General features: G+C 66.9%; 21 protein-coding genes. 14 read left to right on the forward strand and 7 right to left on the reverse strand.

Features of this window, described 5'->3' with window-relative positions:
- Nucleotides 1-38: 38 nt before the first annotated feature.
- Together WDM86_14315 and WDM86_14320 are read left to right on the forward strand one after the other, a co-directional pair.
- Nucleotides 39-416 carry a hypothetical protein gene (locus WDM86_14315; GenBank protein MEI9991206.1) on the forward strand — a complete coding sequence of 126 codons (378 nt, stop codon included), beginning with the start codon at nt 39-41 and terminating at the stop codon, nt 414-416.
- An 88-nt stretch (nt 417-504) separates the two neighbouring features.
- The gene (locus WDM86_14320) at nt 505-882 is read left to right on the forward strand and encodes a hypothetical protein (GenBank protein ID MEI9991207.1); all 378 of its coding nucleotides are present in this window, start codon (nt 505-507) and stop codon (nt 880-882) included.
- Nucleotides 883-918: 36 nt separating this feature from the next.
- On the opposite strand, the gene WDM86_14325 is transcribed toward WDM86_14320, so the two are convergent.
- Nucleotides 919-1,536: a putative 2OG-Fe(II) oxygenase gene (locus WDM86_14325; protein ID MEI9991208.1), complete on the reverse strand. Its 618-nt coding sequence runs from the start codon at nt 1,534-1,536 to the stop codon at nt 919-921.
- Between the two features lie 3 nt (nt 1,537-1,539).
- Nucleotides 1,540-2,646, reverse strand: coding sequence for an Mrp/NBP35 family ATP-binding protein (locus tag WDM86_14330; protein MEI9991209.1), 1,107 nt, complete (start codon nt 2,644-2,646; stop codon nt 1,540-1,542).
- Between the two features lie 122 nt (nt 2,647-2,768).
- On the opposite strand from WDM86_14330, the gene hflK reads away from it, so the two are divergent.
- From hflK to WDM86_14355, 5 genes are all read left to right on the forward strand, one after another.
- Nucleotides 2,769-3,929, forward strand: a complete 1,161-nt coding sequence (hflK, locus tag WDM86_14335) for an FtsH protease activity modulator HflK (GenBank protein ID MEI9991210.1) — start codon at nt 2,769-2,771, stop codon at nt 3,927-3,929.
- On the forward strand, nt 3,926-4,798 hold the full coding sequence (gene hflC / locus WDM86_14340; protein ID MEI9991211.1) for a protease modulator HflC: 873 nt from the start codon (nt 3,926-3,928) through the stop codon (nt 4,796-4,798). The genes hflK and hflC overlap by 4 nt, the downstream gene beginning before the upstream one ends.
- Nucleotides 4,799-4,854: 56 nt before the next feature.
- Entirely contained in the window at nt 4,855-5,931 is a 1,077-nt protein-coding gene (locus tag WDM86_14345) for an acyltransferase (protein MEI9991212.1), read from the forward strand.
- Between the two features lie 81 nt (nt 5,932-6,012).
- On the forward strand, nt 6,013-7,464 hold the full coding sequence (locus WDM86_14350; GenBank protein ID MEI9991213.1) for a Do family serine endopeptidase: 1,452 nt from the start codon (nt 6,013-6,015) through the stop codon (nt 7,462-7,464).
- A 48-nt stretch (nt 7,465-7,512) separates the two neighbouring features.
- Nucleotides 7,513-8,709 (forward strand): putative 2OG-Fe(II) oxygenase, encoded by a 1,197-nt coding sequence (locus tag WDM86_14355; protein ID MEI9991214.1) that lies wholly within the window; start codon nt 7,513-7,515, stop codon nt 8,707-8,709.
- Between the two features lie 7 nt (nt 8,710-8,716).
- On the opposite strand, the gene serB is transcribed toward WDM86_14355, so the two are convergent.
- Together serB and WDM86_14365 are read right to left on the reverse strand one after the other, a co-directional pair.
- Complete coding sequence (gene serB / locus WDM86_14360) at nt 8,717-9,589, reverse strand: phosphoserine phosphatase SerB (protein ID MEI9991215.1); 873 nt, start codon at nt 9,587-9,589, stop codon at nt 8,717-8,719.
- Complete coding sequence (locus tag WDM86_14365; GenBank protein ID MEI9991216.1) at nt 9,586-9,834, reverse strand: hypothetical protein; 249 nt, start codon at nt 9,832-9,834, stop codon at nt 9,586-9,588. The genes serB and WDM86_14365 overlap by 4 nt, the downstream gene beginning before the upstream one ends.
- Nucleotides 9,835-9,846: 12 nt before the next feature.
- On the opposite strand from WDM86_14365, the gene miaA reads away from it, so the two are divergent.
- The 5 genes from miaA to ilvC all read left to right on the forward strand — a co-directional run bounded on the left by miaA (nt 9,847) and on the right by ilvC (nt 15,033).
- Nucleotides 9,847-10,752: a tRNA (adenosine(37)-N6)-dimethylallyltransferase MiaA gene (gene miaA / locus WDM86_14370; GenBank protein MEI9991217.1), complete on the forward strand. Its 906-nt coding sequence runs from the start codon at nt 9,847-9,849 to the stop codon at nt 10,750-10,752.
- Nucleotides 10,753-10,954: 202 nt separating this feature from the next.
- Nucleotides 10,955-12,757: an acetolactate synthase 3 large subunit gene (locus WDM86_14375; GenBank protein ID MEI9991218.1), complete on the forward strand. Its 1,803-nt coding sequence runs from the start codon at nt 10,955-10,957 to the stop codon at nt 12,755-12,757.
- Entirely contained in the window at nt 12,754-13,275 is a 522-nt protein-coding gene (ilvN, locus tag WDM86_14380) for an acetolactate synthase small subunit (GenBank protein ID MEI9991219.1), read from the forward strand. The genes WDM86_14375 and ilvN overlap by 4 nt, the downstream gene beginning before the upstream one ends.
- Before the next feature lie 119 nt (nt 13,276-13,394).
- A complete protein-coding gene (locus WDM86_14385) occupies nt 13,395-14,000 on the forward strand; it encodes a hypothetical protein (GenBank protein MEI9991220.1) in 606 nt (201 codons plus the stop codon).
- A 16-nt stretch (nt 14,001-14,016) separates the two neighbouring features.
- Nucleotides 14,017-15,033 carry a ketol-acid reductoisomerase gene (ilvC, locus tag WDM86_14390; protein MEI9991221.1) on the forward strand — a complete coding sequence of 339 codons (1,017 nt, stop codon included), beginning with the start codon at nt 14,017-14,019 and terminating at the stop codon, nt 15,031-15,033.
- 55 nt (nt 15,034-15,088) lie between these two features.
- On the opposite strand, the gene WDM86_14395 is transcribed toward ilvC, so the two are convergent.
- Nucleotides 15,089-15,256 (reverse strand): hypothetical protein, encoded by a 168-nt coding sequence (locus WDM86_14395; GenBank protein MEI9991222.1) that lies wholly within the window; start codon nt 15,254-15,256, stop codon nt 15,089-15,091.
- A gap of 146 nt (nt 15,257-15,402) precedes the next feature.
- Between WDM86_14395 and WDM86_14400 the strand changes: the two genes are divergently transcribed.
- Nucleotides 15,403-16,269 (forward strand): phytanoyl-CoA dioxygenase family protein, encoded by an 867-nt coding sequence (locus WDM86_14400; GenBank protein MEI9991223.1) that lies wholly within the window; start codon nt 15,403-15,405, stop codon nt 16,267-16,269.
- 48 nt (nt 16,270-16,317) lie between these two features.
- Complete coding sequence (locus WDM86_14405; GenBank protein ID MEI9991224.1) at nt 16,318-17,175, forward strand: hypothetical protein; 858 nt, start codon at nt 16,318-16,320, stop codon at nt 17,173-17,175.
- A 35-nt stretch (nt 17,176-17,210) separates the two neighbouring features.
- Here the strand turns inward: WDM86_14405 and WDM86_14410 are convergent, their stop codons facing one another.
- Together WDM86_14410 and WDM86_14415 are read right to left on the reverse strand one after the other, a co-directional pair.
- Entirely contained in the window at nt 17,211-18,497 is a 1,287-nt protein-coding gene (locus WDM86_14410; GenBank protein ID MEI9991225.1) for a nitrate/sulfonate/bicarbonate ABC transporter ATP-binding protein, read from the reverse strand.
- A gap of 8 nt (nt 18,498-18,505) precedes the next feature.
- Nucleotides 18,506-20,233 carry an ABC transporter permease subunit gene (locus tag WDM86_14415; GenBank protein ID MEI9991226.1) on the reverse strand — a complete coding sequence of 576 codons (1,728 nt, stop codon included), beginning with the start codon at nt 20,231-20,233 and terminating at the stop codon, nt 18,506-18,508.
- Nucleotides 20,234-20,293: the final 60 nt, after the last annotated feature.

Raw genomic sequence — 20,293 nt, forward strand, 5'->3', positions numbered from 1 at the left:
CAAGGCGTTCTCCAAGTCGTCAACCTCGGGAGATTTCCATGAAGCGCATTTTTCTGGCCGCGACGGCCGCAACGCTGCTGACCGCGGCGCCCGCCTTCGCCGGCGACGATCTGATGGCCAACTATCTGGGCAACACGGTGGTCTCGACCGGCGGGATGACCGAGTCGCACACCCACTATAAGGCCGACCACAGCTTCGACCTCGTCGGCTCGATGATGGGGATGAGCAAGACCTTCTCGGGCACCTGGGAGATCAAGGGCGGCCAGCTCTGCCGCACCTATGTCGGCGAGCAGCCGCCGGGCCTGCCGAGCAACCCGTTCTGCACGCCGTGGGAAGCGCACAAGGTCGGCGACACCTGGACCATGTCCATGGGCGGCAACACCCGCAACGTGACGTTGAAGGCGGGCATCCAGTAGCCGGGCGGGTGCGGAAAATCGGCGCGAACCGCTTGCAGGATTGTCATCGCGTTCCAATATGGTTGACGTCCAAAGAGGGGAGATCACCATGATCAAGCGCATCATTCTTGCGGCGGCCGCCACGGTCCTGTTCTCGACCGCCGCGCTGGCCGACGATCCGTTCGCGGTCGCCTATGGCAACACGGTCACCCAGACGCTGCCGGACGGCACCAAGCTCACGATCTACGTCAACGCCGACAAGACCTGGCAGCAGACGGTCGGCGGCAAGACCACCAAGGGCACCTATGCCTGGAAGGACGCCACGAATGTCTGCTTCACCGTGACCGATCCGGCGCCCGCCGATCCGTCCAAGGCGACGTTCTGCAACGAGATCAAGGGCGATCACAAGGTCGGCGACACCTGGACCGAGACGGCCCCGGACGGCAAGACGGTGATCACGATGACGATCACGCCGGGTCGGTCGTAATCTGCTTTCCTCCCCCGTAAACACGGGGGAGGAAAATTACGCCGTCAGATCGAACTCGACCGCGACGCGCTGATGCTCGCCGTCATAGCGGCGCTCGGCGCGCGCCAGCCAGGACGGGTGCAGCACGATCATGCCGGTCTGCGGCCGGATGATCTCGTTTGCGCCCGCGGTCAGCCCGCCCGGAATGCGAAAGCCGAATTGCGGCGCCACCATCGCGGGCAGGGGCCCGCGCGGATCGGCGAGCTCGCACTCCCCGCCCAGGCCCGCATCGTCGGATTTGGCGTAGCCGTCGTCGACGTAATAGACGCCGGACCACACCGCCCCCGGCCGCGCGGCGAATTCGCGGTACTCGCCCTTCAGGCGCAGGCAGGCCGCGGCTTCGATCTTCCAGTCGAGGGCGACGCGGCCGCCGGTGCGCGTGGTGGTCAGCCCATCGGCCATGTCGCGCGCCACGCGGAACAGCGTCTGCGCGGGTTCGCCCGCCCAGCTCGCGAAATCCGGATCGGAGCGCCAGCCCTGGCCCCGCGCGCCCGGCGCCGAGCGCTCGACGATCAAGGGACGCAGCGCGGCGTTCACGTCATGCGCCACGGGAAGGAAGTGGATCGAGACGGGCGTCGCGAAGAGGCTTCGAATCTGCGGTTTGCCGGGGGCCATGGCCTATTCCAGCACAATTCGCGGCGCGGTGCGTTGCGCCCCGGCAACACCCGCCGCGACTTCTTTGGCGACGTTAAGGAAAGCCTGCGCCTCCGGCGAATCCGGCGCGGTCGCGACGATCGGGCGTCCGGCGTCCGAGGTCTCGCGGATCACGCCCACGAGCGGAATCTCGCCCAGGAACGGCACGCCCAGCTTTTTGGCTTCGGCGCGCGCCCCGCCATGGCCGAAGATGTGGCTCTCATGTCCGCAATTGGGACAGACGAAGGTCGACATGTTCTCGACGATGCCGAGCACCGGCACCTTGGTCTTCTCGAACATCGCGATGCCCTTGCGCGCGTCGATCAGCGCGACGTCCTGCGGCGTCGATACGATCACCGCGCCGCGCAAGGGCGCGCGCTGCGAGATCGTGAGCTGCGCGTCGCCGGTGCCCGGCGGCATGTCGAGGATCAGGATGTCGAGCGGCGCCCACAGCGTGTCGTTCAGCATCTGGGTCAGCGCGCTCTGCACCATCGGGCCGCGCCACACCACCGCCTCGTCCTCGCGGATGAGCAGGCCCAGCGACATGATCTTGATGCCGTATTTTTCGATCGGCACGATCTTCTTGCCCTCGGCGCGCGGCTTCTCGCGCAGGTCGAACAGCCGGGGCACGGATGGGCCGTAGATGTCGGCGTCCATCAGTCCGACCTTGAGTCCCTGGCGGCCGAGCGCGATGGCGAGATTGGCCGCGACGGTGGACTTGCCGACGCCGCCCTTGCCGCTCGCCACCGCGACGATGGCGGCGACGCCCGGAATGCCGGCCGGCGCCGGCGGTTCGGCGCGGTGCGGTGCCGGGCGCGGCGGCGCCTGTCTTGCCGGCGCGCCCTGATGCGCCGTGAGCACCGCCGTCACCGAATGCACGCCGGGAAGTTTCGCGACCGCGTCCTCGCAGGCCTGGCGCAGCGGCTCGGCGCCGCGCCCGCGCGCCGGATCGACCTCGACCGCGAAGCCGACATTGCCGTCGCGCACGACAAGGCCCTGGACGATGTCTTCCTGCACGACGCTGCGTCCGCTGACCGGGTCGATCACCTGGTCGAGCGCTCTCAGCACCTCGTCGCGTGTCGCGTGCGCCATGTCGAAACGATGTCCTTGAACCCTTGCGCCGCGCTGGCCATGTGGATGGTGGGCGTTTGCGCCCCGGCGGCGATGCACATATAACCGCCGAACCTTGGGAAACCAAGGAATAGAGGGGCCTCATGCCTTGGACCAATTCGTCGGGCGGCAACGGAACCGGAGGGCCCAAGGGTCCCTGGGGTCGCGGATCCGCATCTCCGGGCAGCGGCGGCGGCATGCGCCCGCCCGATTTCGAGGATTGGCTGCGGCGCGGCCAGGACAGCCTGCGCCGCTTCCTGCCCGGCGGCGGCTTCACCACGGGCGGCCTGATCGTGGTGCTGCTCGGCGTGATCATCGTGTGGTTCGCCACCGGTATCTATTTCGTCGAGCCTTATGAGCAGGGCATCGTTCTGCGCTTCGGGCGCTATGTCGCGCGCACCCCGCCGGGCCTGAACTATCACCTGCCTTGGCCGATCGAGACCGCCTACAAGCTCGACGTCACCCATCAGCGCCAGATCAATATCGGCTACAAGGCGACGGACGAAGAGGCCGGCGGCGGCGCCGAGGACATCCCCGCCGAAGCCGAGATGCTGACCGGCGACGAGAACATCATCGACATCAACTTCACCGTCTACTGGACGGTGAAGGACGCCGGCGCCTTCCTGTTCAACGTGGAGAACACCTCCGATTTCGGCGATCCGGCGAACTCGACCATCAAGGCGGTGGCGGAAAGCGCGATGCGCGAAGTGGTCGGCCGCAGCCAGTTCGAGAATATCCTCACCCAGGACCGCGAGGAGATCCAGATCGAGGTGAAGGAGTTGATGCAGAAGACGCTCGACATGTACGGCGCGGGCGTGACCGTCGTGAACGTGACGATGCAGAAGGTCGATCCGCCGAGCGAGGTGATCGACGCCTACCGTGATGTTCAGGCCGCCCGTGCCGACCAGGAACGCGCCCGCAACGAGGCCGAAGGCTTCGCCAACAAGATCATCCCCGAGGCGCGGGGCAACGCGGCGCGCATCGTCCAGGACGCCGAGGCCTATCGCCAGAAGTCGATCGCGGAAGCCTCGGGCAACGCCAAGCGCTTCCTGTCGGTCCTGGCGCAATATCGCAGCGCCCCCGACGTCACGCGGCGGCGCATCTATATCGAGACGATGAGCAGCATCCTCGCCAACATGAACAAGGTGATCGTCGACAATTCGGCGAAGGGCGTGGTGCCGTATTTCCAGTTGCCCAACATGCTGGGCGGCGGCGGAACGCCGCCCTCCGGCCAGACCGGCACGCCGAGCGGAGCTTCGCAATGACGCGCGCCGTCCTCGTCATCGCCGGCCTGCTCGGCATTGTGCTCCTGATCGCGCTGTTCTCGAGCTTCTACTTCGTCAACCAGACCGAAGAGGCGCTGGTGCTGCAGTTCGGCGCTCCGCAGGCGGTGGTCACCGACCCCGGCATCCATTTCAAGACGCCGCTGACCCAGAGCGTGGTGTTCTTCGACAAGCGCGTGCTCCTGCTCGACGCGCCGACCGAGGAGGTCATCGCCTCCGACAAGAAGCGGATGATGGTCGACGCCTTCGCGCGTTGGCGCATCACCGATCCGCTGAAATTCTACCAGACGCTGAGCGACAAGGAGAACGCGCTGAGCCAGCTTTCGCCGGTGCTGTCGTCGAACGTGCGCGGCGTGCTCGGCAAGGAGAGTTTCGCCGCGATGCTGTCGGGCAAGCGCGCCCAGCTCATGATCGACATCAAGAACGAGATGAACCACGCGGTCTCCGGCTTCGGCATCGAGATCGTCGACGTGCGCATCCGCCATGCCGATTTGCCGCCCGCCAACAGCGACGCGATCTACCAGCGGATGAAGAAGGAACGCGAGCGCGAAGCGGCGGAATATCGCGCCGAGGGCAGCGAGACCGCGCAGCGCATCCGCGCCCGCGCCCAGCGCGAGGTGACGGTGCTGACCGCAGAGGCCACCCGCGAATCGGAAATCCTGCGCGGCGAGGGCGACGCCGAAAAGACCCGCATCCTGGGCCAGGCGTTCAGCCAGGACCCGGACTTCTTCGCCTTCTGGCGCACCATGCAGGCCTATCAGGACGCGCTGGGCGACGGGAAGACCACGGTCGTGCTGTCGCCCGACAGCGATTTCCTGAAATATTTCGGCAAGGGCCCGGGCGGGAAGTAGGCGGCCCCCCCCGGGGGGCAACCTTTCAGCAACCTCGCCGGGCCCATACTGCCGCCATGGCAACGCGGCGCTATGGAACGCTTGACGGACTGCGCGGCATCGCCGCGTTCATGGTGCTGATCGGGCATCTGGCCGGCCCGTTCTATCCCTTCACGCTGCACGGCTATCTCGCCGTCGACCTGTTCTTCCTGATGAGCGGCTTCGTGGTCGCCGCCGCCTATGAGACACGGCTGCGGGCGGGGTGGGGCGTGGCGCGCTTCGCGCTGGTACGGCTCAAGCGGTTGTGGCCGGTCTATGCGCTGAGTTTCGTCCTCGCGATCGCCTGCTACCTGACCGTGCGCGCGGTGAAGCCGTCGGACGATTTCCTCTTTCCCGCGCTGCCGCTGGCAAGCGTGGTGGCGATGGGATTGCTGTTCATCCCGCAATTCGTGCGCTATGGCGGCGGCGCGCTCTTTCCGCTCGATCCCGCGGCCTGGTCGCTCTCGACCGAGATGTTCGGAAATATCGTCTACGCCGCCGCCGCGCCGTCGCTGTCCGACCGGACCTTGAAGATCCTGATCGGCATCGGTGCCTTCGGCATCGCGATCACGGCCTTCCGCAAGGGCGGGCTCAATGTCGGTTTCGATGCCGTCACCGTCGTCTGGGGGTATTTGCGTTTCGCGTTCTCTTTTCCCGCCGGCGTGCTGCTCTACCGGCTGCACGCGGCGGGGCGGTTGCCGCGCCTGCCGGTTCCGCCCTGGCTCGTTCTGGCCGCCACCGTCCTTCTGCTCAGCGGGCCGGCGCCGCTGGTTGCGCTCTATGACACGATCGTCGTGCTTTTTCTCTTCCCCGCGATCACGGTGGCGGCGTTGTCGCGCGAACCGCAGGCGCGCTTCGCACCGTTCTTCGCCTGGTGCGGCGCGGTCAGCTATCCGCTCTATGTCCTGCACCAGCCGATCACCGGCATGGTGCTGTCCATCGTGCCGCGGGGAATCGGCCATGTCGTGCTGGTGCTGTGCCTGCCGGTGGCGATCATCGCCATGGCGGCGGCGGCGGAGCGCTGGTTCGAACGCCCGGTACAGCGCTGGTTCAAGGCGCGGCGGCATGGCGTTTCGCCGGGTGACGGCGCCGTAATCCGCGAGCCGGCCGCCTAGCACGACGATGTGGCTTCACATTTCGTTCCCTTGGGATTAGGCAGGCAGCCCTAGCCCCGCGTCCTCAAGGTTCCCCGACTTATGCGCATCCGCTGGTTCACCGCCGTTTCGCTGTCGCTGTTTCTGATCGCCGGAGCCGGCGCCGCGCCGCCGAAACCGGCGCCGGCCATCGTGCCGGTGCGCGGCGCGCCGGCGAGTTTCGCCGACCTCGCGGCCCGGCTCCTGCCCATGGTCGTAAATATCGCGACGACCCAGACGCTGAAACCGCTGCCGTCGGACCCCGGCCTGCCGAACATCGCGCCGGGCTCGCCGCTCGCCGACCTGTTCAAGAACTTCCTCGGCCAGGGGCCGAGCCTGCCGCGCCACGTCACCTCGCTGGGTTCGGGCTTCATCATCGATCCCTCCGGCTACATCGTGACCAACAATCATGTGATCGAGGGCGCCGACCAAATCTCGGTCACGCTCAACGACGGCACGACGCTGCTCGCCAAGCTGATCGGCCGCGACGAGAAGACCGATCTGGCGCTGCTGAAGGTGGCGCCGCGCAAGCCGCTGCCCTCGACGCATTTCGGCGATTCCGACACCGCGCGGATCGGCGACTGGGTGATCGCCATCGGCAATCCCTTCGGGCTCGGTTCGACCGTCACCGCCGGCATCGTCTCGGCGCGCAACCGCGACATCGAGGCGGGGCCTTACGACGATTTCATCCAGACCGACGCGCCGATCAACCGCGGCAATTCCGGCGGGCCTTTGTTCGACATGAACGGCAACGTCGTGGGCGTGAACTCGGCGATCTATTCGCCGAGCGGCGGCTCGGTCGGCATCGCCTTCTCGATCCCCTCGAACCTGGTGCGCGCGGTGACCGACCAGCTGCGCCAGTTCGGCCAGGCGCGGCGCGGCTGGATCGGCGTGCGCATCCAGCAGCCGACCGAAGACATCGCCGAGGCGCGCGGGCTTCCGAGCATCGCCGGCGCGCTGATCGCCGACGTGACGCCGGGCGGTCCGGCGGCCAAGGGCGGCGTGCAGTTCGGCGATTTCATCACCGGCTTCGACAGCAAGCCGGTGACCGACAGCCGCTCGCTCAGCCGCCTCGTCGCCGACACGCCGATCAACAAGACCGTGCCGGTGGAGCTGTGGCGCAAGGGCAAGAAGATGTATGTGCGCGTGACGGTGCTGCGGCTGGCGGAACGGGCGCCCGGCCCGCCGCCGAAGCCGCCGCAGGGTCCGCCGCCGGCCAAGGCGACGACGCTGGGCCTGTCGCTCGGCGTGCTCGACGGCAATGCGCGCGGCCAGTTCCACATCGCGGCAAGCGTGCAGGGTGTGCTGATCACCGGCGTCGCGGCGGACAGTCCGGCCGGCGACAAGAACATCCGCCCGGGCGACGTGATCGTACAGGTGCAGGACGTGCCCGTGCGCGCGCCGGCCGATGTGACCAAGCAGATCGACGCGGTGCGCAAGGCGGGCAAGGCCGTGGTGGCGCTGCTGCTCAGCCGGGCCGGCGAGATGACCTATGTGGCGGTGAGGTTGAAGTAGCCGTCTTTAGCCTTGCTTTGCAGCGCAACGGCATGGAGGGACGCAAGAGTGGATTGGATCGTCGCAGACACGGCGCGCGCGGCGAACGCCAAGGCATTGGCCATTCGCACCCTTCTGGCGCAGGCCTCGGCCGACGGCAATCTATGGCACGATCTCGGCAAGCGGCTCATGCAGGCCGGCCAGGCGAACGACGCCGCCAAGGCCTTGCGCGAGGCGGTGCGCCGCCTGCCGGGCGATTCGCGCACCCGTCTCAGCCTGGCTGGCGCGCTCCTGCGTAGCGATGAATATGCCGAGGCGCTCGCGGCCACGCAGGATGCGCTTCGTTTGGTGCCGGACGACCGGGCGGCGCGCACGCTCGAATTCGGGATCTTGGTGCGAATGGGCAATGTGGAACAGGCCCTGGCCCGGGCCGACGACATCGGCGAGATCGATCCCGCCAATCCGCTGCTGCTGCGCCTGTGGCGCGATACGATGCACGGCCCCGCGGAGCTGGACGTGCTGCTGCAGCGCTGCGAGGCGATCCTGGCGAACGCCCCGGGAAACACCGCTGCCACGCATCACCAGGCAATGACGCTCGCACGCAGGGGGCGCGACGATGAAGCCCGCGCGGCAATGGACTACGAGCCGCTGGTCTCCATCGTCGACGGGCTGCTGCCCGAGGATTATGGCGACCTCGATGCGTTCTGCACAGTGCTGGGCGGCGAATTGCTGCGCAATCCGACCTTCGTTCGGGATTCGAGCGGCCGGATCACCGAGAATGTCCTGGTGTCGGTCAACCTGGAGCAGCCGGGCGACAAGGCCGTTTCCTCCCTGTTGCGGCGCATCCGGCGCGCGGTGGACGCGTATGCGACCGGATTGCTGCTGCAGGCGGCGTCGCATCCGTCGGCAGCGCGTCTTGCTGCCGCGCAGCCCGGATCGGCCTGGCTGCACGCATGGGGCGTGATCCACCGCACGCAGGGCCGGATCAAGACACACTTCCATGATTCGGCGTGGCTGAGCGGCGTATTCTATGTGGCCGCCCCGCGCGCCGGAGGAACCGGCGCATTCGGCGGTCCGCTGCGCCTGGGAGACGTGGACGAACGCCTTGCGCCGCGCCACGACCCGCCATGGCGGATCGTCGATGTCGAACCAGTGCCGGGTCGCCTGATCCTCTTCCCCGCCTATCTCCCGCACGCGACGGCGCCCGCGGCCGGCGACGGCGATCGGATCTGCATCTCGTTCGACGTGATCCCGCAGGCCGGCTGACGCCGCTTCAGACCTCCACCATCTCCGCGTCGCTATAGCCCTGCAGATAGAGCAGCGCGGTAAGGTCGCCGTGCTGGATCGCGGCGCCGGCCGCCGCCGCCACGACCGGCTTGGCGTAGTACGCCACGCCCAATCCCGCGCGCTGGATCATCGCCAGGTCGTTGGCGCCGTCGCCGACCGCTAGCGCGTCCGCGACCGTGATGCCGAGATCGGCGACCGCCGCCTCCAGCGCCGCCAGCTTGGCCTCGCGGCCGAGGATCGGATCGGCGACCTCGCCGGTCAGCGCCGCGCCGTCATGCAGCAACTCGTTCGCCTGCTCGCGGTGGAAGCCCGCCGCCGCGGCGACGCGCGCGGTGAAATAGCGAAAACCGCCCGACACCAGGAGCGTGTGCGCGCCGTGGCTGCGCATGGTGGCGAGCAGCGTCTTGGCGCCCGGGTTGAGGTGGATGCGCTCGTCATAGACCCGCGCCAGCGCCGCGATCTCCAGTCCCCTCAGCATCGCGACCCGCTCGCGCAGAGCGGTCTCGAAATCCAGTTCGCCGCGCATGGCGCGCTCGGTGATCGCGGCGATCACCGGCTTCAGGCCGGCCATGTCGGCCAACTCGTCGAGGCACTCCACGTCGATGATGGTCGAATCCATGTCGGCGATGAGAAGCTTCTTGCGCCGGTTGGCGGCCGGCACGACGTTGACGTCGACCGGCTGGTTGCCGAAGTGATGCCGCGCCCGCTCCAGCACCTGTTCCGGCTGGCGGTCGAAATAGATGTCGAGCGCGCGGCCCGGCGACAGCCAGCGCTCATGCGCAGCTTCCGGGAACAGCGGCATCTTCACGGCATAGCCCGAGGCGCCGACGATGTTGAGGACGTAGGGAAGGGCGGTCACGATGCGGTCGGGCGCTTCTTCTTGAAGCGCGCGTCGTAGACGGCCTGCACGCGCGCGATCTTCTTGGCCAAGCTCGCGATCTCGTCTTCCAGCCCGCGCATGCGCGCGATGTCGAGGGCGCGGTCGAGATTGTAGCGGGCGTCTTCCAGCGCGGCGCGCACATCGGTGTCGCGTGCGTCATAGATGGCGCTCATCGCCTCTTCCGCCAGCGCCACGAAGCGCGTTATCTCCGAGGTGTCGCTCACGCGAGTCCCGCCTTGTCCGCCGATGCCATCCTTATCGCAGGCCCCACCGCGAGCGGCAAGTCGCAAGCCGCGCTGGAACTCGCACAGGCCATCGGCGGGGTGATCGTGAACGCGGATTCCATGCAGGTCTATCGCGAGCCGCGGATTCTCACCGCGCGTCCGTCCGACGCCGACATGGCGCGCGTGCCGCATCTGCTCTACGGCCATGTGCCGGCGCGCGAACCCTATTCGACCGGGCGCTATCAGAGCGATGCCGGCCATGCGCTGGCCGAAGTGCGCAAGGCGCATCGCGTGCCGATCTTCGTCGGCGGCACCGGACTCTATTTCCGCGCTTTGACCGACGGCCTCGCCGACATGCCGAGCGTGCCGGCCGGCGTGCGCGCGGCGGCGCGGGCGCGGCTGGCGGAGATCGGCAACGAGGCGTTCCACGCCGAACTCGCCGCGCGCGATCCGCAGATGGCGGCCATGCTCAATCCCGGCGACGGCCAGCGCGTGCTGCGCGCCTTCGAGGTGCTCGAAGCGACGGGCAGGAGCCTCGCCTTCTGGCAGAAGAATGAGGGGCTCGCCGTGCTGGATGGCCTCAGGCTGGCGCGCTTCGTGATCGACGTGCCGCGCGAGGTGCTGCGCGAGCGGATCGAGGCGCGCTTCCGCGCGATGCTCGCGGCCGGCGCGATGGAAGAGGCGCTGGCGCTGGAGGACCTCGACCCGGCGCTGCCCGCGGCGCGGATCATCGGGCGGCGGGAATTGCTGGCGCTGCACGAGGGCGCGCTCACCGAGGCACAGGCCGTCGAGCGGGCGGTGATCGCGACCCGGCAATACGCCAAGCGGCAGGACACCTGGTTCCGCAACCAGCTCCCGGACTGGATTCGTATCGCCGGAGACAGCAATATTGTTACTGAAATGCAAAAAACTCTATGAGGAAATTGCTTGACGCCGAATTGGCCTTTCCGTAGTTTGCGCCGCACCAAATGGGGCAGCCCGTGACACGCACGCTCGTACTTATTGGACAGCCGCCGACCGGACGGGGATAGGCCCGTTTCTCCGGCACGCGGCTGTGTTCGAAGGGGCGGAAACGCCCCTTAATCTTTTGTGCCCCTCTTTTCTCTTTTGGACGACGACGATGGACAAGGACGGCAACGCACTCACGGGACACCCGACACGGGACGGCGCGATTGAGCTTTCCGGCGCCGAGATCGTGATCCGCGCGCTGAAGGATCAGGGCGTCACGCACATCTTCGGCTATCCCGGCGGCGCGGTGCTTCCGATCTACGACGCGCTGTTCGCGGCGGAGGGCATCACCCACATCCTGGTGCGGCACGAGCAGGGCGCGGTGCACGCGGCCGAAGGCTATGCCCGCTCCACCGGCAAGCCCGGCGTGGTACTGGTGACCAGTGGCCCGGGCGCCACCAACGCGGTGACGGGGCTGACCGACGCGCTGATGGATTCCATTCCGCTCGTCGTCTTGACCGGACAGGTCGCGACGCATCTGATCGGCACCGACGCCTTCCAGGAAGCCGACACGATCGGCATCACCCGCGCCTGCACCAAGCACAATTGGCTGGTGAAGGACGTGAACGATCTTTCCCGCGTGATGCACGAGGCCTTCCAGATCGCCACCACGGGGCGGCCCGGCCCGGTCGTGGTCGACATCCCCAAGGACGTGCAGTTCAAGAAGGGGCCGTATCTCTCGCCCGATTCGGTGCGCCACCGCACCTACAAGCCACGCACCGAGCCGGAGCTGTCGGCGATCGTCAAGGCGATCGACCTGATGGCGAACGCGAAGAAGCCCTTGTTCTACACCGGCGGCGGCATCGTCAATTCGGGGCCGGAGGCGTCCAAGCTTTTGCGCGAACTCGTCAAGCTCACCGGCTTTCCGATCACCTCGACGCTGATGGGGCTGGGCGCGTTCCCGGCGACCGATCCGCAATGGCTGGGCCTTGTCGGCATGCACGGGACCTATGAGTCCAACAACGCGATGCACGATTGCGACGTGATGATCTGCCTGGGCGCGCGGTTCGACGACCGGGTGACGGGCAAGATCGACCTGTTCTCGCCGGAGTCCAAGAAGATCCATCTCGACATCGACGCGGCGCAGATCAACAAGAATGTCCGCGTCGACGTGCCGATCGTCGCCGACGCGACGAAGGCACTGCGCGAGATGCTGCATTTCTGGAAAACACAGAAGAAGAAGGTGGACCGGGCGGCGCTCAAGGAATGGTGGGCCGAGATCGACGCCTGGCGCGAGAAGAAGTCGCTCGACTTCAAGAACTCCGCCACGCTGATCAAGCCGCAATACGCCATCGACCGGCTTTATGCGCTGACGCGCGGCCGCGACGTCTATGTCACGACCGAGGTCGGCCAGCACCAGATGTGGGCGGCGCAGCGCTTCAAGTTCGAGGAACCGAACCGCTGGATGACCTCGGGCGGCCTGGGCACGATGGGCTATGGCCTTCCCGCCGCGGTCGGGGTGCAGATCGCCCATCCGGACGCGCTCGTCATCGACATCGCGGGCGAGGCCAGCGTCCAGATGACGATGCAGGAGATGTCGACGGCGGTGCAGTACGACCTGCCGATCAAGATCTTCATCCTGAACAACCAGTATATGGGCATGGTGCGCCAGTGGCAGCAATTGCTGCATGGCGGGCGCTATTCCCATTCCTATTCCGAGGCGCTGCCGGATTTCGTGAAGCTGGCGGAGGCCTATGGCGGTGTCGGCCTGCGCGCCGACACGCCGGACGAGCTGGACGCCAAGATCCTGGAAATGATCGACGTGCGCCGCCCCGTGCTGTTCGACGTGCGGGTGGACCCCAAGGAGAATTGCTATCCGATGATCCCGTCCGGCGCGGCGCACAACGCGATGATCCTGTGCGACTCCGAAGAGGAGGGGACGCGCGTCTCCGACGAAGGGAAGATGCTGGTTTGAGCGCCTCGGCCAAGCAACCCCGCGTCGAACGCCACACCATCGCCGTGCTCGTCGACAACGAGGCGGGCGTGCTCGCCCGCGTGGTCGGGCTGTTCTCCGGCCGCGGCTACAACATCGAATCGCTGACCGTCGCGGAGGTCGATCACGCCGCGCACACCTCGCGGATCACGGTGGTGACTTCCGGGACGCCCGAGGTGATCGAGCAGATCGAGGCGCAATTGCGCCGGCTGGTGCCGGTGCACCGCGTCGTCAACTGGACGACCTCGGCGCCGGGGATCGAGCGCGAGATGGCGCTGGTGAAGGTCGCCGGCACGGGCGAGCGCCGCGTCGAGGCGATGCGCATCGGCGAAATCTTCCGCGCCCATGTCGTGGACACGACGCATTCCAGCTTCGTGTTCGAGATCACCGGCGCGCCGTTCAAGATCGACCAGTTCATCGATTTGATGCGACCCTTGGGTTTGGTGGACGTCAGCCGCACCGGCGTCGCCGCGATTAGTCGCGGCCCGGAGGCGATGTGAGGTGTTTTCGGTCTCTCCTGAATTGTCATGGCCCGCGAATGCGGGCCATCCAGGTGAAGTCCGTTCCTTCCGTGGATAGAGGATACCAATTCCAACTGGATGGCCCGCATTCGCGGGCCATGACACCGTTTGTTTTTGCGGTCGCGAGCATCCTTCTCTCCGCCTGTTCCCACAATCTGCCGCCCGCGCCGCCGCCAGCAGCGCCGCAGCCGAAAGTGGCCATGCTGTGCGGCGCGGACTCGCCCGTCGCGGCCGTTGATCGCAAGGCGATCTGCGATACCCGCGCCGCGCTGAACGAGGCCGATCTGCCCGATGCCTGGCGCGACACCGGCGGCCCCGTCGCGCGGGTGATCCTGATTCCGGCGGGCCAGCCGGCGCTGTCGCTGCGCGCCATCGGCGCCAAGCTGACCGTGCGCCGCCTCGCGGGCGGCAAGCTCGATGTCGACCGCACCATCGATCTCACCGAGGCCGAGCGCGCCACGCTGCGCGATGCCGGCGCCGCCGTGTGGGGAAGCCTCGGCCCGATCGCCGACGCGCCGACCTTCGCGCCGTGCCGGACGCCGAACTACATCGTTGCCGAGACCAATCTGAACACGCTGGTCAAGTTCGCGGTCTCGCATTGCGTCGCGCTGAAGCCGCTGCGCGATCTCGCCGACGCCTATCTCGCCATCGCGTCCGAAAAAGTGCCCGAGTTGAAGCAAGGGCTCGAACAGTCACTCGATTGAACCAGAGGAACACGTCATGCGCGTCTATTACGATCGGGATGCCGATCTGAACTTCATCAAGAACAAGAAAGTCGCCGTCATCGGCTTCGGCAGTCAGGGCCATGCCCATGCGCTCAACATGCGCGATTCGGGCGTGAAAGAGGTCGTGATCGCGGCCCGCCCCGGCGCCAGCGCGAAGAAGGCGGAAGCCGCCGGCTTCAAGACGATGACCGTCGCCGACGCGGCCAAATGGGCCGATGTGATGATGATGGTCACGCCCGACGAGCTGCAGGCCGACATCTACAAGCACGACCTGGAAAAGAACATGAAGCACGGCGCGGCGCTGCTTTTCGCGCACGGCTTCAACGTGCATTTCCGCCTGATCGAGCCGCGCGCCGATCTCGACGTGCTGATGGTCGCGCCCAAGGGCCCCGGCCACACGGTGCGCAGCGAATACCAGAAGGGCGGCGGCGTGCCCTGCCTGATCGCGATCCACCAGGACGCCAGCGGCAACGCGCACGACCTCGGCCTCGCCTATGCCTCCGCCATCGGCGGCGGCCGCGCCGGCGTGATCGAGACCAGCTTCCGCGAGGAATGCGAGACCGATCTGTTCGGCGAGCAGTCGGTCCTCTGCGGCGGGCTGGTCGAGCTGATCCGCGCCGGCTTCGAGACGCTGGTCGAGGCGGGCTATGCGCCGGAGATGGCCTATTTCGAATGCCTGCACGAGGTGAAGCTGATCGTCGACCTGATCTATGAGGGCGGCATCGCCAACATGAACTACTCGATCTCCAACACGGCGGAGTACGGCGAATACGTCACCGGCCCGCGCATCATCACGGCGGAGACCAAGAAGGAAATGAAGCGCGTGCTCGACGACATCCAGACCGGAAAATTCGCCCGCGACTGGGTGCTCGAGAACAAGGCCGGCCAGGCGAGCTTCAAGGCGACGCGCGCCCGCGGCGCGGCGCATCCGATCGAGGACGTCGGCGCCAAGCTGCGCGCCATGATGCCCTGGATCGCGAAGAACAAGCTGGTGGATGTCTCCAAGAACTGACCGCCGGACGAAGGACGCCTCTTCGTCCCGGCGCGCGACGAAGAGGCGCGATGCGTCACCCGTCGGCCGCCGGCTCGCCGGCGCGGCGGATTTCATAGCGCGCCATATCGTGCAGCAGACGGCGCGCATGCGCGTCGGCGGCATCGTCGCCGTCGTGATGGCAGACATGGACGAGGGCGAGCGAGCCGTCGGAATGGTACAGGCGAATCTCATAGTCGGGCATTGGCGTCCTCCGCGCTGTTTTGGTGGATGCCCCGTTCGACCCCATGACAACGCATCGTTTGCGGCGCGAAGCCGAACTTGATGTGTTCAAAATCGGGCGGATATGATTGAAATGTTTTTGCGCAACCGGAACACAGGGCAGGAAGCATGCGCGTACCGGACAAGAATCTCGCCGAGATCTGGGATCGCGGCTTCACCGTGGTGGAGAACTTCATCGACGCCGACGCGCTCGCCGCTGCGCGCGAGGCGCTGTGGACGATCCATCCGCCGCCCGAAGAGTATTTCGCGAACCCCGACAAATATCCCCAATATGCCAAGTCGCAATTTGCCGGCATCCAGCGCTTTCCGTTCGACCGCTGGGAGCTGAGCCGGCTCTCCGTCTACCCCGACCTGATCGACGCGGCGGAACGGTTCCTGCGGACCAAGGAGATCGATCTCTACAAGGCGGAGCTCTGGGCGAAATATTCCGGCGCGGTGAATTACGATCAGTATCATCACCGCGACTATCGCAACCACACCATCGTCGTGCCGCGCGCCGACGGCCGCAACGCGCAGATGACGACGTTCATCCTGTTGTCGGATGTCGGACCCGGGGACGGGCCGACCAAGGTCGTGCCGCTGTCCGAAACGCGCGACGTGCCGATCGGCCAGGCGCAGACGACGTTCGGCACCTATTTCGACAAGGAAGTCTCGATCGAGGGGCCGGCCGGCAGCCTGATGGTCTACAAGACCGACGTCTTCCATCGCGGCTCGAACTTCGCCGCGCCGGAGCGCGCGCGTTTCGCGATCCTCACCGACTTCAAGACGCGCGAATGGCGCTGGCAGGGCAAGCTCGCCTGGCCCGATCATTCGGAGAAGAAGACGTGGGACGAGGCGATGACGAAGATGTCGCCGCGCCAGCGCGACCTGTTCGGCTGGCCGCCCGCCGGCAGCGACTACTGGAACGCGCAGACGCTCGCCGATGTGCAGACACGATATCCGGAAATGGATCTGTCGCCGTATCGGCCGGCTTGACGCCGAGTCTATTGTTCTCTATTTGTTCTTTTAACGATGGAGGGCGGCATGCTGGCCGGGGCTCGGGGTTTCATCCTGCGCAATGCGCGGCTGCTGGAGCGGCGGCGTTTTGCGGCGGAATTCGAGGGCGGACCGGCCTCCGCGGTCGTCACCGCGCTGGCGGCCTATCGCAACGATGACGGCGGCTTCGGCGTGGGCCTGGAGCCCGACAAGCGCGATCCCGCGAGCCAGCCGGTCGACGTGCAATGCGCGCTGGAGACGATGGATTCGGCCGGCGCCTTCGACCGGCAATTGGCGCTCGGCGCCTGCGATTTTCTGGCGAAGGTATCGACAGCAGAAGGCGGAGTGCCCTTTGCGCTGCCTTCCGTGAACAGTTTTCCGCACGTGCCCTGGTGGGATTGCGAAGCCGATCCGCCGGCGAATTTGAATCCGACGGCTGCCCTTCTCGGCGTTCTGCTGAAGCACCGCGTCGAGCATGACTGGATTGCGCCGGCCGTCGCGTTCTGCTGGGAGGCGATTGCGAAAATCCACCGGACGGAATTCCACGAATTGATGCCGGTGCTGGCCTTCCTCGAACATGCGCCGGATCGCGCGCGGGCGGAGGTCGCGACGCGCGACGTCCTCGGCCGCATCGCGGCACCGGGTGCGGTCGAGCACGATCCCGATGCGTCCGGCTATGTGCACATGCCGCTCGAATGGGCGCCTTCGCCGGACAGCCCTTGCCGCAGGCTGTTTTCCGATGCGCTTATCGGAACGCACTTGAAGGCGCTGGCGGCGAAGCAGAAGGACGACGGCGGCTGGCCAATCTCCTGGGACCCGATCAGCCCGGGCGTCGAGATCGAATGGCGGGGGGTACGGACGCTCGACGCGCTGCGGACGCTGAAGGCGTATGGCTTCCACTTATGAACCCTCTCCCCACTGCGTGGGGGGCGAGAGAGACGTCAGGTCGGATTCTCCAACCCGAACATCTCGCTCTCGTCGTCGTAAGAGAACAGCTCGCCGAAACGGGCCCAGCTCACCACGGTGCGCAGCGTCTCCTCCGCCGCCTCCTCCGTCATGTGGTCTTCGAGCTCGTCGACGAAGCGGCGCCGGGGCGCGGTGTGGCTGGCGCGCTCGTCCAGCACGCGGCGGATCAGGGCGGCGAGCGGCACCTGGCTCATCAGGGCGCGGGAGAATATCTCCTTGCGCTCGTTGAGCTCGGCATCGGCGAAGCGCTTGCCCATATGGGTGAGCTTCAGCTCGCCGCCTTCCATCTCGCCCAGCCGCATCAATTGCAGCGCCTCGGCGATGGGGAACAGCTCGTCGATCTCGAGCTGAAGGTCGGACGCGATCTCCGCCAAATCGGCCTTGCCGTTATAGGGCGCCGCCGCCACCGCCTCGATCAGGCCGGATATCAGGTTCGGCGAAACATGGGTCATCAGCGTGCCCAGCCCGGCGCCGCCGCTCGACCGCGAACTGCGCTGCCGCGCCGTCATCTCGGTATAGATCTGGTCGACATAGTGCTCGAAGCGCGGGTCGGTGCGGTCGCGCGGGCGTGGGATGTCGATTTTGATCTCGCCGGCGATGCGGCCGGGATTGGTCGAGAACAGGAGCACGCGGTCGCACATCAGGACCGCCTCCTCGATATTGTGCGTCACCAGGATCATGCCCTTGATCGGCAGGCGGCCCTCGCCCCACAGCTCCAAGAGGTCGGTGCGCAAATTCTCCGCGGTCAGCACGTCGAGGGCGCTGAACGGCTCGTCGAGCAGGAGGATGTTGGGATGCACCACCATGGCGCGGGCGAAGCCGACGCGCTGGCGCATGCCGCCGGAAAGCTCGCGCGGATAGGCGTTCTCGTAGCCGTCCAGGCCGATCAGGTCGATGGCGGCCAGCGCGCGGGTGCGGATCTCGCCCGCCGGTATGCGCAAGGCTTCGAGGCCGAGCTGCACGTTCTCCAGCACGGTCAGCCAGGGAAACAGCGCGAAGCTCTGGAACACCATGGCGATGCCGTTCGCCGGCCCGTCGATCGGATGGCCGAGATAGGTCAGCGTGCCGCCCTGCGGCTGGGCGAGGCCCGCGATCAGGCGCAGGAAGGTCGACTTGCCCGAGCCGGAGCGGCCGAGCAGGCCGACGATCTCGCCCTGCTTGAGCGAAAGCTCGACGCCTTCGAGCACGAGCAACTCGCCGCCGCCGGGCCTGGGGAAGGAGCGCCGCACATTGTGCACGTCGAGGAGAAGGTCGTCGGTCATCTCTCACCTCACGTCAGACGATAGCGCCGCTCGGCGAACCAGTAGAGCGGGCGCCAGAACAGCCGATTCACCACCACGACATAGAAGCTCATCGTCGCGATGCCCAGAACGATGCGGTGGAAATTACCGGCCTGGGTGGCGTCGGCGATATAGGCGCCCAGCCCATGGGCGCGCACCGTGTGGGTGCCCCAGGTCGCGACCTCGGCGACGATGGCGGCGTTCCACGAGCCGCCCGAGGCGGTGATCGCGCCGGTCACGTAATAGGGGAACACGCCGGGCAGCGCGACCTTGCGCCACCACAGCCAGCCCTTCACCTGCAGATTGGTGCCCGCGTCGCGCAGCTCGCGCGGGATCGCCGAGGCGCCGGCGATGACGTTGAACAGGATGTACCACTGCGTGCCCAGGACCATCAGCGGCGACAGCGCGATGTCGGGATTGAGCGCATAGCGCACGATGACGAACACCGCGACCGGGAAGACGAGATTCGCCGGGAACGCCGCCAGGAACTGCGCCACCGGCTGGATGACATGCGCAAGATGTGGGCGCAGGCCGACATAGACCCCGATCGGCGTCCAGATCACGCTGGCCAGCGCGATCAGGATCGTGACCCGGAACATCGTGATGGCGCCGAGCCCGAAGGACGTGCCGATATCGCCCCAGCTTAGCGTGCCGCCAAGCATCAGCCAGATATGATAGAGCGCATAGACCGCGAGCACGCCGAGGAATACCCACCACACGACATCGCCGGCGCGCGACGGCACCGTGTCGCGCAGGATGCCGGCGCGGCCGCGGGCCGGCGGCGTCAGCCGGTAGGTCCAGGCCATGAAGGCGTGGAACGGCGCCGCCACCCAGTCCATGAAATCGGAGCGGCGGATCACGTCGAGCACCCAGGATTCGGGGAAGTCCTCGCTGTCCTCGTTGTCGATGCGGAATTTGTCGGCCCAGGCGACCAGGGGCCGGAACAGGAGCTGGTCGTAGACCAGGATCACCACCAGCATCGCGCCGATCGCCCAGGCGATGGCGGTCAGGTTCTGCTGCGCGATGGCGCTGGCGATATAGGAGCCGATCCCGGGCAGGATGAAGGTGGTGTGGCCGACGCTGATCGCCTCGGCCGCGACGACGAAGAACCAGCCGCCGGACATCGACATCATCATGTTCCAGATCAGCGGCGGCAGGCCGAACGGCACCTCGATGCGCCAGAACCGGGCCCAGCCGTTGAGGCCGAACATGCGGCCGGCCTCGGTCATCTCCTCCGGCACGGTGCGCAGCGACTGGTAGAAGCTGAACGCCATGTTCCAGGCCTGGCTGGTGAAGATCGCGAACACGGCGGCCAGCTCGGCGCCGAAGATGCGGCCGGGCGCCAGGCTCAGGAAGAACACCACCGTCACGGAAATGAAACCGAGGATCGGCACCGATTGCAGGATGTCGAGCAGCGGCACGAGCAGGCTGCCGGCGCGCGGGCTCTTGGCCGCCCAGGTCGCATAGGTCAGCGTGAAGACCAGCGAGACGGCGAGCGCGATCAGCATGCGCAGCGCGGTGCGCAACGCATAGCCGGGCAGATTCCACGGATCGAGCGACAGGGGCTTGCTGCCCAGCGAGGTCAGGGGCTCGACCAAGGCGCGGCTCGCATCGGCGAACAGGACGATGAAGCCGAGCACCAGGATCGCGGCCAGCACGTCCCACTTGCTGGGCACGAGGCGGCGTGCCTCGATCGAGACGGGCGGCAGGATTTTCATATCCGGCAGGCCTCGAAGCTGGTTGAGCGCAAAACGCGGGCGAGCGCTCCGGCAGGCGGG

This window comes from Rhizomicrobium sp., from assembly GCA_037200045.1.
Classification (GTDB): domain Bacteria; phylum Pseudomonadota; class Alphaproteobacteria; order Micropepsales; family Micropepsaceae; genus Rhizomicrobium.